This is a genomic window from Marivirga sp. (genome assembly GCF_035704835.1).
In the GTDB taxonomy this organism is placed as follows: Bacteria; Bacteroidota; Bacteroidia; order Cytophagales; family Cyclobacteriaceae; genus Marivirga.
In genome coordinates this window covers 23,814-41,496 of sequence record NZ_DASSWQ010000069.1, presented here as the reverse complement: position 1 = coordinate 41,496, position 17,683 = coordinate 23,814, and the positions used below count along the sequence as shown (strand labels likewise).

Genomic DNA, 17,683 nt, shown 5'->3' with positions numbered 1-17,683 from the left:
GAGCTTTTTTAATGGGTTTCATGCATCAATATTTGCAAGGTTTCTGTCAGAAAAATACGAAAACTTGCAAAAAAATCAAAGCTTTTTATTAATTAAATAATTGATAATCAATGTATTAAATAGTTTTTAAGGGTCGACTATCTATGTAATCTTGCGCGTAGGAAATGCCAAACTTACTTACAAAATAACCAGAATCGAAAAGCCCTGTTGAACTATTATTGTAATATATAATATCGTGATAAACTGAGAATACAGGAATGGTATATGTTCGGTAAAATTGTGCTTCTAACCCATAACCAAAAGACCAATCTACCTCATTATTCCAAGCGTAATTATATCCCAAACTCAATCGATTTACTATATATCTACTCCCGGTACCTATTGTTAGATAAGTATTAGTAAGTTCATTTGCCGCAAGAATAGCAATGAAATTAGAGGTATTGGTATTAAGTAATCCTATTGGGACTCCGTTATTATTTTTTGATAAGTTAAATAAACCAATTTGAAAGCCATAATTTTTTTCACTTAAATTAAAAAGTCCTATTTGACAATGGTCTCTAAATAAATAGCTGGTATTTTGATAATTATTTCCTGCTTCTTTGGAGTAATTTATGAATCCTAATTGAAAAAGAGAGTTTTTTGAATAGGCTAGGTTTAAAAAGCCTCCTATTTGAATACCTGATGCTGTCCGTTGAAGTGTATTAATAAGACCAAATTGAAAACCACTGAAATAACCATTTGTAATATTAATACTACTAGCCTGTATACCAACTGAATTTCCATCCACTTTATTTATTACTGAAGATAATTGAACACCTTGAAATGCTTTAATATCGTAAGCGCTATGCTTTTTTGATATCCCAATTTGATTGGAGACTAAAGATAATTGAAGACCCTTTACATCATATAAAGTATAGTTGGTAAGTAAGCTTATTTGAAGACCATGGATGGAAGCGGTCAAACCTGAAATTAGATGGAAAGAAAAATTGGAGGATAAGAGTATATTTTGATTCGTATTGTCAATACCCGGGCTAATCCCCACTTGGAACTGATTATGTCTTAACCTAGGTTTATCTTGAGCCCAAGAATCAACATTGATAAACAAAATGAGAAAACAAGTTAAAACTGTAAAATTAAGATTTTTTTGATACAATCTCATCTATTATTTGATTCAACTGAAAAACTTTATCATCTACAATATTCTTTGAAACAAATAGTTCGCCATTTTTATCAAAAACTACTAATAGAGGATCTAAGGTTCTAATCTTATACAGTGCTATTTGCTCCTCTTTAAGCATATATATATCACTCTCACTCTTTAAAACGTTAGCAAAATTTTCAAATCTAGAAAAGCCACTCTTATTTATCAGGATTAAATTAATGTTGTGAAGATCATAATTATTAGAAAAATAGTCTAAATTCATCTCAATACATGTTTCACAGGACATAGAATTAATTATATAAAATATCTGACCAGCTCTTTTATTTTTAGTCAATCTTAATTCTTTACTAAAAATTTCATCTATAACTTTATCTTTTTGATTTTTGTCTTGACTGCAAGCGTTTAACAAAAAGATGAACAGAAAAAATAACAAAATATCTTTCTTCATAGCATGTGAATTTGAGATAAAGGCACTAAGTAAAAAGCAAAATCATTAGCAAATTTCCCGACTATTATTATTTTCCCATTGCTGATACCACATCTCATTGAAGAAGAGCTAATTGATGTACTATTAAAATAATTAAAATTCTCCTTCTCAAAGGTATAAAGATGAATATCATCCTGTTTATTTCCACTATATCCAAACTCCACTAAATATATCTCATTATTATTAACATCAATGTAGGCATCTTGAATATTGCCTCTTGCTTTTACCTTCGGATAATCAAGTTTCTCTATTTCATTACTTTTGAGGTTCATAAGAATCAATTCATGATCATATACATTAGAAAAATACAAATTGGTACCATCATAAAATAAGCTCTCTGGATAAAAACGATAGAAGTAATAATTTTCTTCTGATTTTTTTTCCGCAGCTACTTCAAATGCAGTTCTTTTTTCTAATTGCTTAGAATATAAAGTAAATGTAAATTGAAATTCATTTTCTTTATCATCTGATTCGAAAACAATTATTCCATCTGGTAATATATTAGCATAGGTGTATTTTCCATGGACTTTCTTGATATCTCTAAATGAATAACTTTCCTCGAGCACAATTGAATCATCGACTATTCTAAAAAAATAGGAGCCCTTTTTACTTGCGTAAGAGAACGATTGATTTGAAAATCGCATAAAAGAAAATAAATCTCCTTTCACTCCATTATCTTTTAAATTCAAGGTATCTAAATGTAGATTTTCTTCACCCATTAAGATTAAATCGGAATTATTTCCAAGCAATAATTTATAGCCTTTCCCTAAGAAGGAAATAACTCCAAAATCAGACTTCTCTGGAGAGTAAAAAACATACTGCTCAGAAATTGAATCTAATTTAGATTCTTGAGCCCTTAAAATACTTGCTTGAATGACTAAAATTAATAAGCAAAAACTACACTTAATTAGTTTGTACATCACAAATCGTTTATTGATTGAGTAGAGTGATTTTTAAAATATCAAATTCATAATATTCTTCTTCATTTGCCATATTAAAAGGATTTTCTTTGCTTATAGCAACACCTTCTACCAAAGGAATAATGTGTAAAAAATTATACTTACTGCCAGGTAATTTTAATTCCCCTAAATAATTGTAGGATTCATCCATTACAATTATTGAAAATTCAGACTGCATAATATGAGGTCTTTTTAGCCCATCATCAGACCTGCTTAAAGCATGTTTAAAAATTTTATAATAAAGTTTTCGAAAAGGATCGTAAACCAAATTAAAATAACCTTCATCATGAATTATACCATTTAATTCGTCTTCATCCGAATAAGATTTGTATTTACTAACATCAAAAAGCGTAATATTATCTTCAGCATTATTACTAGGAATAAATACTTGTTCCTTAGATTCAATAGAATAGGTGGCACTAGAATAAATATAATTTACTATCGGTTGGGAATTTTCACCTTTTGCTAAAATATTATAAGGATTGTTAGGGATTATATTGGATGAAAAGCTTTCCGGCCAGTTCTTTTTGTATTCAATAGTGACATTTTCACCACTTATATCCAAAACACCAATATTAGGTAAATTATAAATCGATTGAAGTCGCTTATATTTTGGTATGTTATTATGAATAGAAAGTTGGAAGTATAATTTATTATGATTGGGACTAAAAACAAATGGAAACTCAAAGTAATTATTTTTAGAAACGCTAAAAAAAGAAATCTCTCCCGGTATATTTTCACTTTTCATTGATTCCGGCAAAGTGAAATTTCTCAAATTATATTTATTAATCATTTCGTAGTTTTCATCTATCAAAAATAAAAACTGATTAGTTAAAGAGAATAAAAATATAGAATCGCTATTGTGGTAATAAGAACTTGAAATATCTGGAGTGGCCGTTGGCCCTTCTTCTTTTAGTTCAATTTTTTTAGAAAATTCTAAAGAATCGAATGAATAAAAATTCAACGTCTGGAAATCAACATCTAAACCTACAAAAGAACTGGATTCTGTTTTTTGTAAAAAAGAATTATTGTATTGATAGTCTCCCCTTAATGGGATTTTGATATCATTTACAATTTCAAGTTTAATTGCTGTACTTTTGACATTATTATATTTACCATTACTGGTAAAATTATTCTCTTCGGAACAACTTATACTAAAAATTGTAATTAATAAGAATACTAAATTTTTCATAAAAGTATAATGGAGCGGATTCTATGAAAGCTGAAGGGATAGTCGGGCTCATCCGTCTATCCCTATAATTAAATTAATCTGCTGGTGTCAACTCATTTTTTACGCATCTAAAACAGTCAGTTCCACCCCCAGTACAAATTAACCAATCAGTATTACCTCGTTTAGGTGATTTTCCCTCCGGGCATGGATAACCTGCATTCGCATTAAAATTTAGACCAACAAAAGCAATGCTTAATACAGAAAGCAAGCTAACAAAATAAATGAATCTCTTTTTTATAAGTGTTAATTTAAGGTTTAACAATTAAACTTTGTTATTAGTTAACACTTAAACATATATATATATATATGCGCATTTCCAAATAATTTATTGAAATAACACAAATTTAATATGATTAAAATCAGAAAAACCCCTCCCCAGCAGCATCTTCAGCTACTTTTTCAGCGTTTTCTTTACCTAAGTAGCGGTCTATTAAAAAATGAGCTATGTATAATAAGGGCGTGAGAAGGATAGCTACTGCAGCTTTATAAATATAATTGATGACTCCTACGGATAGTACTTGTTCCATAGTCCAGTTTCCGTAAATAAAAAATGCAATCCATAAGACCACAAAACTATCTACCAATTGGCTAACTAAAGTGGAACCTGTGGCCCGAAGCCAGATTTTTCCGCTCCCTGTAAATTTTCTCAAATGCTGGAAGACTAACACATCCAAAAACTGACCAATCAAAAAAGCAGTCAATGAACCTAAAATTATTCCTAAGCCTTGCGAGAATATTAAGGAATAAGCATAGTTAATATTGAAATCATTTCCCTGAGCGTCAGGAGAATTGACATCCAACCAAAATTGAGCTGGAGCTAATTTGGTCACGCTGTAAATCACAAAAAAGGAATACACAATAAATATTGCAGTTAAGAAACTGATTGTTCGGACGCCTTTTTTTCCGAAATATTCGTTGATAATGTCGGTGGTAATAAAAACTATAGGCCAGATAATTACACCAGCTGTAAGATTAAAATCCAATACAAAATCACCAAAAAGTTTGATTTGTGCAGGCTGAAAACCTAAAGTAGCTTCAGCTGAGAAGATTTTAACTCCTAAAATTTCTGCTAACAAGGCATTAGTTAGGAAAATACCGCTTAGTACTATAAAAAGATTTCTCTTCTTTTTATTTAGCGACCCTTTGGGTTCAACCGATTCCATATTATTCTTCTAAAATAAATACTTTACCTTCTTCCGCTAGTGCGGTATTCATAAACTCTTCTTTTGCCTCTTCCAATAAAGGCTGAAGTTCCTTATATCGATTAGAAAAATGACCGATTAATAATTGACCAACATTTGCCTTTTGAGCAAATACTCCAGCTTGCTTGGCGGTAGTATGAAAAGTAGCTTCTGCACGTTCTAAATTATCATGTAAAAATGTACCTTCATGATACAGTAAATCTACCTCTTTCACCAAAGGAATTATATCCTCACTATATTTCGTATCAGAACAGTAAGCATAGCTTCTTGATCGTTTTGCAGGTAGGGTGTAATCTTCATTCTTAAATTTGAGTTTTCCTGATTCATCAAATACATCCTCACCTCTTTTCAAAATATTAATATCGCGCACACCTAATGCTGAAACCTTCTCCTTTATTAGTCGCTTTGGCTTTGGTTTTTCTCTAATTAAAAATCCTGTGCAAGGAATTCTATGTTGAAGAGGGATAGTTTGAACTGTAATTTTCGGATGGTCTAGTATCATTTCTGACTGTTCCCCTTTTAATTCCCGAAAATGGATTTGATAATTCAATCGCGTATTCGCATATTTTAAATGCAGTTGAATTATTTCTGATAATCCTTCTGGGCCGTAAAGATATAAATCAGTTTTTCTGCCGTTAAGATGCATGGTAGACAATAATCCCATCAACCCCAAAAAATGATCACCATGAAGATGACTTATAAAAATATGACTTAAGCGATTTTTCCTCAAGCCATATTTTTTCATTTGTAATTGTGTGCCTTCTCCGCAATCTATCATAATTTGCAAATCTTGGATTTGCAAGATCTGAGAAGTATGATGCCTTCCGTGGGCTGGGGCTGCAGAATTAGAGCCTAATATGTGAACTTCAAATGACAAAGATTTTTACTCGCTATCGTCCTCTTCACCTAACCCTTTTTCTAATTCGTGCATAAACACAGACTCAACAGCCTCATGCACAGTAGGTAAAATATCGAATACTTTATCTAATTGAGAAATTTTAATTAATTTTTCAGTATGCTCAGTAGGTGCTGCGATAATAAAAGCACCCCCATTTTCACCTATTATTCTGTTTCCAACTAATAAAGCACTTAAACCTGAAGAATCTACATATTTGACATCAGACATGTCGATTACCATGTTTTGAACGCCCTCAGCTTGCATCGTAACCAAATCAGATTTGAATCCTGAAGCCACTGAAGAATCAAATTTTTCTTCTTTTATCTTTATTAATGAATACTTTTCTTCTTTATCAATTGAATATTTCATGTCTTTATTATTGTTTTAAATTTGCCACTGCTTATCCCGAATTCATCGGGATGGAATCTCTGTTTAAAAATTCATTTATGATTTGTGTAATATTTCAAAATGAATTTTTAGCATCGAATTCATATTTATATTTTTAAAAATTACTTAAGCTTAATAAGTTAAGTAAATGTAACCTCTTATTTAATACTTTTCAGGATATTTTTTTCAATCGTTTTTGATACGTTATTGTAATCCCTAGGTTGAAATTTTTCACCAGTTACTTTTTCGTATAATTCTATGTAGCGGTTTGAGATTTCCTGCACCTTTTTATCGGTTATATCAGGAATTTGCTGACCATCTTTACCTTGAAAACCATTTTCAATTAACCACTCTCTTACAAATTCTTTCGATAATTGTTTTTGTTTCAATCCTTTTTCTTGATTGTCACTGTAAGAATCTGCATAAAAATAGCGAGAAGAGTCGGGTGTATGAATTTCATCTATCAAGTAAACCTTATTTCCTACTTTTCCAAATTCATATTTCGTGTCGACTAAAATTAAACCGTTTTGAGCTGCTATTTCGGTCCCTCTTTGAAACAACTGTTGTGTATAGCTTTCCAGTTGTTCATATTCTTCCTTGGAAACTAAGCCTTGCTTCAAGATTTCTTCTTTGGAAATATCTTCGTCATGACCTTCATGGGCTTTAGTGGTTGGTGTAATGATGGGTTTTGGAAATTTATCATTTTCTTTTAAACCATCTGGCATAGCAACCCCGCAAATACTGCGTTTTCCATCTCTGTATTCCCTCCATGCATGACCAGCTAAATAACCTCTAATCACCATTTCTACTGGATAGGTTTCGCAATTAAAGCCCACACTCACATTTGGATCTGGATTTGACAACAACCAGTTAGGTACAATATCTTCAGTAGCTTTTAAGGCATTTGCTGCGATTTGATTTAAAACTTGTCCTTTGAACGGAATAGCGCGTGGTAAAACCACATCAAAAGCAGAAAGGCGATCTGTGGCCACCATAATTAATTGTGTGGGCGTAGAATAAACATCTCGAACTTTTCCTCTATAAAAACTTTGCTGATTAGGCAGCTGAAAATTGGTTTCTTTTATTGCTTCCATTAGCACAAAAGTAGCTTAAGTAATTCAGATTTAAAACTAAAATATAAGCTTAGAAAATCGTGTAAACTGTAATGTTCAAGATTTATAGCTGTACAAAAAAAGCAGCCTCTTGCGAAGCTGCCTGTACACCTGTTTATTATGACTTTAGAGTATATGTAGAATATTTTAATCTACATTATCATGCAAGAACTTATTATTGCCTAATATCTGATTGTCATCATTCAAATTGAATCTAGATATATTTTTTTCAGATGAATGGGGTACTTCTCTTAGTTTTACCTGCTTACGCTTGTAGGCTGGCACCTCCATTTGCTTATAGGCTTCGGGAGTATTAGTATGTCCACCATTCAAGTTTTTCAACTTTTCAATTCTCTCAACAGAACGCTTTCTTAACATTTCCTGACGCTCAGCCTCTTTTTTATCTATATCATCCTGACTTTCAGATTTATTCACTATATCATACTCGTTGGACAAGCTATCAGTGAAATCATCTGCATAATCATTTTCATCTTCTACATAATCAGGTTCTTCTTGCTTCTTTGAAGGAAAGCCAAAAGAGTAACCTCTTTCTTCATCAGCAGGAGGTCTTGATTCTTGTGTATTTCTCTTTTCAAAAGTAAAAGGACTAGGTTCATTTCTTGGTTCTGGCTTAGGTTTTGCCTCTTCTTGCTCATTTCCAAATAATGTAATTTGCTTGTTAGAGTCTAAATCATAAACCTTTCTAGCCTCTTTGTGTGGAATGGCATTTTCCTTATATCCACTTTGATCAAATCCTGTGGCAATAACCGTAACGGATAAACCCTCTCCTAAAGATTGGTCGACACCATGTCCGAAAATAACTTCAGCTTCATCACCAGCTCTCTCTTGAATATAATCGGTGATTTCAGTCAGCTCATCCATTTGCAATTCAGCCTTATCACCTGAAATAATGGATAACAAGATTTTCTGAGCTCCTAAAATGTCCGTATTATTCAATAATGGAGAAGATAATGCTTCTTCTGCAGCCCTCAATGCTCTGCCATCTCCCTCGGTTCTCGCGGAACCCATCACAGCAGCACCGGCATTTTTCATGACTGTTTTTACATCCTCAAAATCCACGTTTACCTGACCAGGAACGGTTATAATTTCCGCTATACCTTTGGCTCCTGTCGTTAATACATTATCCGCTTTTGCAAATGCATTTCCAATTGTTAGATTCCCATGTATTTCTCTCAATTTATCATTGAGAATAATCAAAACAGTATCACAATTCTCTTTCAACTGACGAATTCCTTCCTCTGCCTGACGCACTTTTTTCTTTCCCTCAAAACTAAAAGGGGAAGTGACAATCCCAACAGTCAGAATATCCATTTCTTTTGCAATACGAGCAATTACGGGCGCTGCACCTGTACCGGTACCTCCACCCATTCCAGCCGTAACGAAAACCATTTTAGTGTCATTCCCTAACAATTCACGGATTTCTTCCTTGCTTTCGAGTGCGGCATCTTTTCCTTTTTCAGGATTAGCACCAGCACCCAAACCACTTGTTAGGTTGGTTCCAATTTGCAGCTTATTAGGCACAGGACTGGTTTTTAAAGCTTGAGAATCTGTATTACAGACCACAAACTCCACATCTCTGATGCCTTGGTTAAACATGTGATTAACAGCGTTGCTGCCACCCCCACCAACTCCTATCACCTTAATGATAGATTTGTGGTGTTTTGGAATTTCGAATTTATAAGCTCCTTCAGTCATAATATCCGTGTTTTATATTCTTTCGGTATTAATAATCATCTTTTTCGTCAAAATCATCTATCAAAAAACTCTTGGTTTTATTGATAATTTTTGAAAAGAAGTCTCCTTCTTTTTTAGTACCCTTGACGCCTTTTTGTTTGTGGTTGATAAACATATTCTGATTATTCAACTTTGCTTCAATGTACCTATTTTCTCGTTCATCAATTGAACGATATCCTGCCAATACTAATCCTACAGATGTGGCATACATCGGGCTTTTTACGGCCTCTATTTTTGTTCTTCCTAAATGTTCGTTTGGATAACCAATTCTGGCATCCATTCCGGTTAAAAACTCAACTAGTTGTCGGGCGCTGTGCATTTGTGAACCACCTCCAGTGATTACAATTCCACCTGCCAAACGACCTTCATAACCAGATGCTAATATCTCAGCGTGCACCAAATCCACGATTTCTTCCATTCTGGCTTCCACAATGTGAGCCAGGTTCTTAATAGAAATCTCTTTGGGTGCTCTATTTCTTAATCCTGGAATTGAAACAATCTCATTTTCACTGGCTTCAGTGGAAATTGCCCTTCCGAATTTTGTTTTCAATAATTCAGCTTGCTGTTGCATCACCATACATCCCTCTTTTATATCTGAGGTGATGATATTTCCGCCAAATGGAATTACTCCCGTATGACGAATGATATTCTCGTGGAAAATGGCAATATCAGTAGTGCCACCTCCTATATCAACTAAGCAAACACCAGCTTCTTTCTCATCATCTGACAAAACCGCTAAGCTGGATGCCAAAGGCTCCAATATCATATTTTCAATATCCAGACCTGCTCTTTTCACGCATTTTTGAATATTATTTATGGAATTAATATCAGCTGTGATGACATGAAAATCAGCTTCCAATCGAATGCCCGTCATCCCCACAGGATCTTTGATTCCATCATCGTAATCCACCGTATAAACCTGTGGCATCACATGGATAATCTGATTTCCTGCAGGAATTACCATGCGGTGCATATCATTGGTCAAACGATTTACATCCTCTACTGTAATTTCTTCTTCTCTATCTTCCCGAGTAATACTTCCTCTTTGGATAGAACTTCTGATGTGGTGACCTGCTATGCCAACATTCACTACTTTTATGTCGATACCTGAATTATCTTCGGCTTCCTCCACTGCCTTTTTGATGGCCAAAATGGTTTTTTCAATATTGATGACTTTGCCCTTCACAACGCCATCAGATACGGCTTTGCCCATACCCAAAACATCAAGTTTACCATAATCATTTTTATGGCCCACTATCACAACTATTTTGGTGGTTCCTATGTCTAATCCGACTACTATTTTATCATTTTGCATTTCCATGTATCGCCTAAGGTTATTCTATTCACAAATGATTTGTTCTTTAAATTGTAAATTTACACGATCGTATCGATTCCACCCTCTGTCGGGCAGTATCTTATCGTAAAAAATTTTAAGTTTCGATAATTTATCAGAATAATTGTAAACCGTCCCAAATTCAATCAACTGTTTAGTTACCTGAGGGTAAATATTAATTATTCCTCTCTTATCTACTTCCAACTGTGCAAACTGTGCACTCCAAAATTTATCTTGTTCTATATATTTTATAAAATTAAAAAAGTCTTTTCCAGCATCGTCTTTCATTATATCACTTTTCAAATAAGGTTTAAAAAATTCTCCGGATAAAACCATAACTCTTGCCGTAAACCTATCCGAAACTGGTAATATTTTCCCCTGATCACTAATGTAATGGTCTGGACCGTCAGGATTAAAAATTCTAGCTATTGGACGAGCCTGCACGGCATCCACCATCATATTTCCTTCTAAATCTCTATAAACCTCAGCCGTCTGGATAAACTTATGTGCAATCACCCTTTCTTCCAAATCCTTTAATTTGAAATTTTCATAAGGCAGATTCATCATCAATTCATTACCATTATTTGTCAATAAGCTGTTAATATCAGCCTCATTGATAAAGAAATTACCCTGCTGATTTTTAATATTGATAATAATCTTTTTACATAGCACTTCCTCCTGCTTTTTGCTCACAAAGCCGATACTTACCACAAATATCACTGCAGGTAATACAATCTTTAGGGCGATATCTAAACTCTTTTTAAACTGCATACTGCTTATTAAACATATTTTTTAATGGTTCCACTAATTGGTCGATATTTCCTGCCCCCATTGTGATAAAAACTTCTAATTCTCGATTACTCAAATATTCTATAATGGTATCTTTTTCTACCTTATATTTTTCATCCACCTGAATAGATTCCAATAATATATCACTACTCACTCCTTCAATCGGCAATTCCCTTGCAGGATAGATATCCAAAAGCATTACTTCATCAGCCAAGCTCAAGCTTTGTGAAAATTCCACTGCAAAATCCCGTGTACGAGAATATAAATGCGGTTGGAATAAAACACTTACTTTCTTTCCAGGATATAGTGCCCGTACGGAAGTCAGCATTGCTTTGATTTCACTAGGATGATGTGCATAGTCATCTATAAAAATAAAATTCTCTCTTTGAATGACATACTCAAATCTGCGTTTTACACCACTATAAGTTTTAATTCCTTCTAGAATCTCTTTATCGTTTAATCCTAATTGATGCGCTATTGCAATAGCCACTACTGCATTTTCTACATTATGAAAACCAGGTACTGACAACTGAAAGCCTTTAATGACAGTATCATGTAAGGTAACATCAAAAACAAATTTCGCATCTTTCACCTGAACATTTAAAGCTCTAATTCCTCCAGCATTTAATCCATATTCAGTTGGGCTTGCTTTTATTTTCTTAGAGGCAATATCCTCCCATAATCCATCTTTAATATAAATCTGACCTTTTGGATTTACATTTTCCAGAAAGACCGAAAATGATTTCTTTAACTCCTCTAATTTTCCATAGATATCCAAATGGTCAGCATCGGTTGAAGTCACCACAGCAATATTTGGCTTTAAAGTCAAAAACGAGCGGTCAAATTCATCTGCTTCAACCACTATGATTGCCTTCTTGTAATCACCTTGGTTCATGACCATATTCGTGTCATAATTATTGGTGATTCCACCTAAAAATCCTGCAATATCTTTCTTGCCGCTTTTTAGCAAATGCGCAATCATGGAACTTGTAGTCGTTTTTCCGTGAGTACCTGCAACTGCCACGGTAAACATTCCCTCTGTTAATTTCCCTAAAACTTCCGACCTTTTGTAAATACTAATTCCTTTTTCTTTAAGATAATTAAAGCCTTTATGGTCTTTAGGAATCGCAGGAGTATAAACAATTAATACTTTTTTACTTGGCTCAAATACGAAATCAGGCATTTTATCAATTTCATCCTCAAAATGAATCGAAATGCCTTCACCTTCTAATTGGGTGGTTAATTTGGTTGATGTTTTATCATAGCCATAAACTTGCACCCCATTATGGTGGAACCAACGAGCCAAAGCACTCATGCCAATGCCCCCGATTCCTATAAAATATGCGCTATGTAAATTTTTTATCTTCATTCAATCATCTTAAAAATAATCGATACTATATTTTCTGTGGCCTTTGGTTTAGCCATTTTCTTTATGTTTTCAGAAAGCTCCTTTTGCTTTTCAGTATCTTTTAATAATTCAAAAGCCTCTGGTAATAAATCCTTAACTGCTTTATTATCAGTCACCATTAATGCCGCATTTTCTTTAACCAATGCCTGAGCATTTTTGGTTTGATGGTCTTCTGCTACGTTTGGTGAAGGCACAAAAATTACCGGCTTACCAACTACTTGCAATTCAGAAACTGACAAAGCTCCCGCTCTTGTTATTATAATATCTGCAGCAGCATAAGCTTCATCCATATTTTTGATGAACTCTAATACTTTCAACTGCTTTGAATCAGCATTTTCAGAGCGAGTCAGCATTTCATTATGATAAAGTCTACCAGTTTGCCAAAGCATCTGATAATCCTGTTTTGCTAACAAATCTAAATTTTGCGCAATGCTTTCGTTTATAGTTCTTGCTCCCAAGCTTCCACCCAGAACCAAAATCGTTTTTTTATTCTCGTCTAAATCAAAGCTTTTAATGGCCTTTGACCTATCAGGCAAAGTCAACAGATTCTTTCTTATCGGATTACCTGTAACATTCAATTTTGAAACTGGGAAATATTTATCCATCCCTTCATAAGCCACACAGATTTGCTTGACCTTTTTCTTCAACCATTTATTGGTTAAGCCTGCATAGGAATTCTGCTCTTGCAATAAACAAGGAATTCCTAAATTGGAAGCCGCTCTTAATGTTGGTCCGCTTGCATATCCACCAACGCCAATAACTGCGTCAGGCTTGAAATTCTTTACTATTTTTTTTGCTTGTTTTAAACTATTCATCAGTTTAAAAGGAAAGCTCAAATTCTTCAAAGTCAAACTTCTCTGTATACCCGCCATTGGTAAACCAAAAATCTTATAGCCCGCTTCTGGGACTTTTTGCATTTCCATTTTACCTTCAGCGCCCACAAAAAGTATTTCTGCATTTGGTAATTGCTTTTTGATTTCATCCGCAATAGCCAAAGCAGGGAAAATATGACCGCCTGTGCCACCTCCACTTAGAATAAATCGATATGGTTTATGGATATCCATTTAGGCTGCTTCTTTTTTAGGTAAATTAGAGAATTGCTTTTTGCTTAGCGCATCAGGTGTTTCTTCAATTTCTCCACGGCTTACGCTCAAGATTATACCCATAGCGATTCCCGTAAATAAAAGAGAGGTTCCTCCCATACTTAATAGCGGAAGAGGCAAGCCTGTTATGGGACCTAAACCTACTGCAACACCCATATTTACCATAGCCTGTATGACTATGGCAAAACTAAGCCCTGCCGAGAGCAATCCTCCATAAGCCCTTCCACTTGCAGCAGCTGCTTTCATTCCTCTATAAAGCAAGGTGAGATATAATAAAATGACTATTCCCGCACCTATTATCCCATATTCTTCTACCACTATTGCAAAAATAAAATCTGAAAAAGCTTCAGGTAGAAAATTTCGCTGACTACTATTTCCTGGTCCTTTTCCTGTTATTCCACCTGTGGCTATGGCTATAAATGATTGCTGTGCTTGATAAGGAACATTTTCCTTATTTATAAAATTCTCTACACGACTAATTGCGGTTGCACCCCTTTGCCCTACAACCATTGCTATACTCACTGCAAAAACACCCACAAAAGCCAACATGGCTAAATATTTAACAGGAATTCTACCGATAAACAACAGCAACATGCAAGTTAAAAAAAGTAAGATAGCGGTTGATAAATTGGTCATGGCTATTAAACCACAGATGACACCACACCATAAAAGCATCGGAATTAATGCCTTTTTAAAATCATGAATATTTTGCTGCCTTTTTGACAACATCCCAGCCAAATTGATAATCAAGGCTAATTTTGCTAAATCGGAAGGCTGGAAGGACTGATTGATTAATGGAATGGTAATCCACCTAGATGCGCTGTTAAGGTTCACCCCAAACTGCCAAGCAAAAATCAAAAGTGGTACTGAAAGCCATAATGCCAAACGCGATAATTTGGAAAAATAGCGGTAATCCACTTTGTGAGCAACCCACATAGCAAAGAAACTCAACAACACTAAGAGGCTATGACGTAATAAATAATACTCAGTATTGCCTCCATATTTGAAGTAAGCAATTGTTCCAGTAGCGCTATACACCACCAAAATACTGAGCATACCTAAAGCGAAAACCACCGTCCAAATCACAGGGTCTCCTTTTAGGTGTTTATCAGTCCAAGCTTTTATGTTTTGAATATTTAGCATGACTGCGATATTTTTTTCAATTCTACTTCTCTTTCCAACAATTGGACTGCCAAGCGAAATTGATTCCCTCGGTCTTCATAATTCTTAAATAAATCGAAGCTTGCACAGGCAGGTGAAAGTAAAACTACTTCCCTGTCTTTAGATAATTTATACCCCATGCTCACAGCTTCCTGCATGGATTGTGTTTCTTCGATTATTGGACACCTACTTTTAAAATGTGCTTTTATTTTCTCATTATCCTTCCCCAAACAAATAATGGCTTTCACATTTGTGCTAACCGCATCCAACTGACTATAATCATTTCCTTTATCTACTCCACCAACTATCCAAATGATAGGTTTTGTAAAAGCATCCAAGGCATAATAGACTGCATCCACATTGGTTGCTTTTGAATCATTTATAAATTCAATTCCATGTATGTTTCCAACTGGTTCCAATCGGTGCTGAATGCTTTTAAATTTCGGAAGGCTTTCCGCAATTTTTTCATTCTTAATGTTAGCGAGTTTTGATGTCAAAATAGAAGCCATGGCATTAGTCTGGTTATGTTTTCCTTTTATAGTCAGTAGGTCTTGTGAGAAAGTATGTCTTTGTTCATTTAAATTGATGATGATACCTGATGGATTTGCGTAAGCTCCTTCATAAGGTATATTTTCAAATTTTAACTCAAATATTTTTGAAGAAAATTGGTGTTTTGAAAGATTCGCATTAATCAAATTATCTTCAGTATAAATAAGAGCATAATCTTCTTTATCCTGATTTTTGAATAAAGAGAATTTAGAGGCTACATAATTTTCAACTTTATAATCATATCTGTCCAAATGGTCAGGTGTGATATTTAATAGAATGCCTATATATGGTTTGAAATCCACAAAACCGTCAATCTGAAAGCTACTGCATTCCAATACCCACCAATCAAAATCCTGATTGACCAATTGCCCAGCCATGCTTTTGCCAATATTTCCGCCTAAACCCACTGATAATCCAGCTTCTTTAAGCAAATGATAAGTTAGCATGGTAGTGGTGGATTTACCATTGGTTCCTGTTATTGCAATGATTTTTCCTTTGGTAAATCCATAAGCAAATTCCAGCTCATCAATCACTGCAATGTTTTTAGCCAAAGCTTTTTGAACAATCTCCACTTTAGGAGCAATACCAGGACTCTTAATTATTTTATCAGCATTTAATATTAAATTCTCAGTATGCTTCCCTTCCTCAAAAGGAATTTCAGCTTGATTTAATTTTTCTATATTTCCTTCATTAATGCTTCCAAAATCAGACACAAAAACATCATATCCCTTTGCTTTTGCTAGCAAAGCAGCACCGGTTCCGCTTTCTCCTGCTCCCAATATGATGATTCGTTCTTCCACTGTTTGTTTTAAGTATTAAGTTTTAGGTTTTAAGTATTTAGACTGTCTTCATATTTCAAATTTCTTCTTTCATATTTTTTAAATCCTTCGGTACTGACCTAGTCTTGCCCCTTGATTCTTGAATCTCTATCATCTTAACTTCAATGTTGCTACTGAAATGATGGCCAATAAAATGCCCACAATCCAGAAGCGGTTTACAATTTTTGATTCATGAATTCCTTTCTTTTGATAATGATGATGCAATGGAGACATTAAAAAGACTCTTTTTCCCTCACCGTATTTTTTTCTTGTGTATTTAAAATAACTGACCTGAATGATTACTGAGAGATTCTCAATCAAGAAAATCCCGCATAGAACAGGTATTAATAATTCTTTTCTTATCACTAATGCTAAAACAGCTATTATTCCTCCAATTGATAGGCTTCCAGTATCCCCCATAAAAACCTGAGCTGGGTGAGTATTGTACCATAAAAAACCTACACATGCCCCCACGAAAGCTGCACAGAAAATCACAATTTCCCCACTATTTGGGATGAACATGATATTGAGGTATTGAGAGAAAATGGCATTACCAGATACATAGGCAAAAATTGCTAACGCTAAACCAATAATAGCTGATGTACCTGCAGCGAGTCCATCAATCCCATCCGTAATGTTTGCACCATTGCTTACCGCAGTAACTATAAAGATTACAATTAATACATAAATCACTACAGTAGACCAATCTGGAAGAAATGGCAAAATACTGCTGTAATCAAACTCATTGTTTTTAACAAATGGAATGGTAGTTACCATCGATTTTACATCTTCAAAAGCAGATTCAGACACCATTCCAACACCTTCAGAAAGACTTACAGGAGAACCAAACTCTCGAACTGTAACATCAGGATGATAAAACAAGGTTAATCCAACAATAAGCCCTAATCCTATTTGACCAAATACTTTAAACTTACCTTTGAGACCATCTTTGTTCTTTTTAAATACTTTTATATAATCATCCAAAAAACCGATAAACCCCATCCAAACGGTGGAAACCAATAGCAAAATGATGTAAATATTATCTATTTTAGAGAAAAGTAAAACAGGAATAACAATGGCTAAAATAATCATGGTTCCACCCATGGTTGGAGTGCCTGCTTTTTCAATCTGACCATCAAGTCCTAAATCACGAACAGTTTCCCCAACTTGCTTTTTTCTTAATTTGTTAATCAATTGCTTACCAAAGGTGATGGTAATTAATAAAGAAAAAAGCGTTGCCATACCTGCCCTGAAAGAGATATATTGAAATACTCCTGCCCCAAGCAAGTCCATTTTTGTATTTAAGAAATCGAATAAATAATATAACAC

At 34.2% G+C, this 17,683-nt stretch carries 16 protein-coding genes; all 16 read right to left on the bottom strand.

The genetic code is table 11. The annotated features are described in order from the left end of the window. Window positions 1–115 precede the first annotated feature (115 nt). Window positions 116–1,159, bottom strand: a complete 1,044-nt coding sequence (locus tag VFM92_RS11360; protein ID WP_325122344.1) for an LA_2272 family surface repeat-containing protein — start codon at window positions 1,157–1,159, stop codon at window positions 116–118. Then, the gene (locus VFM92_RS11355; protein ID WP_325122343.1) at window positions 1,134–1,610 is read right to left on the bottom strand and encodes a hypothetical protein; all 477 of its coding nucleotides are present in this window, start codon (window positions 1,608–1,610) and stop codon (window positions 1,134–1,136) included. The genes VFM92_RS11360 and VFM92_RS11355 overlap by 26 nt, the downstream gene beginning before the upstream one ends. After that, window positions 1,607–2,569, bottom strand: a complete 963-nt coding sequence (locus tag VFM92_RS11350) for a hypothetical protein (RefSeq protein ID WP_325122342.1) — start codon at window positions 2,567–2,569, stop codon at window positions 1,607–1,609. The genes VFM92_RS11355 and VFM92_RS11350 overlap by 4 nt, the downstream gene beginning before the upstream one ends. Before the next feature lie 10 nt (window positions 2,570–2,579). After that, window positions 2,580–3,800 (bottom strand): DUF4221 family protein, encoded by a 1,221-nt coding sequence (locus VFM92_RS11345; protein ID WP_325122341.1) that lies wholly within the window; start codon window positions 3,798–3,800, stop codon window positions 2,580–2,582. Between the two features lie 398 nt (window positions 3,801–4,198). Beyond that, window positions 4,199–5,002, bottom strand: a complete 804-nt coding sequence (locus VFM92_RS11340; protein ID WP_325122340.1) for a queuosine precursor transporter — start codon at window positions 5,000–5,002, stop codon at window positions 4,199–4,201. A gap of 1 nt (window position 5,003) precedes the next feature. Then, window positions 5,004–5,918 (bottom strand): ribonuclease Z, encoded by a 915-nt coding sequence (locus tag VFM92_RS11335; protein WP_325122339.1) that lies wholly within the window; start codon window positions 5,916–5,918, stop codon window positions 5,004–5,006. Window positions 5,919–5,924: 6 nt separating this feature from the next. Then, on the bottom strand, window positions 5,925–6,308 hold the full coding sequence (locus VFM92_RS11330) for an STAS domain-containing protein (protein WP_325122338.1): 384 nt from the start codon (window positions 6,306–6,308) through the stop codon (window positions 5,925–5,927). Between the two features lie 176 nt (window positions 6,309–6,484). Continuing rightward, a complete protein-coding gene (locus VFM92_RS11325) occupies window positions 6,485–7,420 on the bottom strand; it encodes a phosphoribosylaminoimidazolesuccinocarboxamide synthase (protein ID WP_325122337.1) in 936 nt (311 codons plus the stop codon). Between the two features lie 165 nt (window positions 7,421–7,585). Then, window positions 7,586–9,154 (bottom strand): cell division protein FtsZ, encoded by a 1,569-nt coding sequence (ftsZ, locus tag VFM92_RS11320; RefSeq protein WP_325122336.1) that lies wholly within the window; start codon window positions 9,152–9,154, stop codon window positions 7,586–7,588. Window positions 9,155–9,182: 28 nt separating this feature from the next. Then, a complete protein-coding gene (gene ftsA, locus VFM92_RS11315) occupies window positions 9,183–10,508 on the bottom strand; it encodes a cell division protein FtsA (protein ID WP_325122345.1) in 1,326 nt (441 codons plus the stop codon). A 24-nt stretch (window positions 10,509–10,532) separates the two neighbouring features. Further along, window positions 10,533–11,297, bottom strand: coding sequence for a cell division protein FtsQ (locus tag VFM92_RS11310; RefSeq protein ID WP_325122335.1), 765 nt, complete (start codon window positions 11,295–11,297; stop codon window positions 10,533–10,535). Beyond that, window positions 11,287–12,684, bottom strand: coding sequence for a UDP-N-acetylmuramate--L-alanine ligase (murC, locus tag VFM92_RS11305; RefSeq protein ID WP_325122334.1), 1,398 nt, complete (start codon window positions 12,682–12,684; stop codon window positions 11,287–11,289). The genes VFM92_RS11310 and murC overlap by 11 nt, the downstream gene beginning before the upstream one ends. Then, complete coding sequence (gene murG / locus VFM92_RS11300) at window positions 12,681–13,787, bottom strand: undecaprenyldiphospho-muramoylpentapeptide beta-N-acetylglucosaminyltransferase (protein ID WP_325122333.1); 1,107 nt, start codon at window positions 13,785–13,787, stop codon at window positions 12,681–12,683. The genes murC and murG overlap by 4 nt, the downstream gene beginning before the upstream one ends. Beyond that, the gene (locus VFM92_RS11295; protein ID WP_325122332.1) at window positions 13,788–14,969 is read right to left on the bottom strand and encodes an FtsW/RodA/SpoVE family cell cycle protein; all 1,182 of its coding nucleotides are present in this window, start codon (window positions 14,967–14,969) and stop codon (window positions 13,788–13,790) included. After that, a complete protein-coding gene (gene murD, locus VFM92_RS11290; RefSeq protein WP_325122331.1) occupies window positions 14,963–16,336 on the bottom strand; it encodes a UDP-N-acetylmuramoyl-L-alanine--D-glutamate ligase in 1,374 nt (457 codons plus the stop codon). The genes VFM92_RS11295 and murD overlap by 7 nt, the downstream gene beginning before the upstream one ends. 129 nt (window positions 16,337–16,465) lie before the next feature. After that, a complete protein-coding gene (gene mraY, locus VFM92_RS11285) occupies window positions 16,466–17,683 on the bottom strand; it encodes a phospho-N-acetylmuramoyl-pentapeptide-transferase (protein ID WP_325122330.1) in 1,218 nt (405 codons plus the stop codon).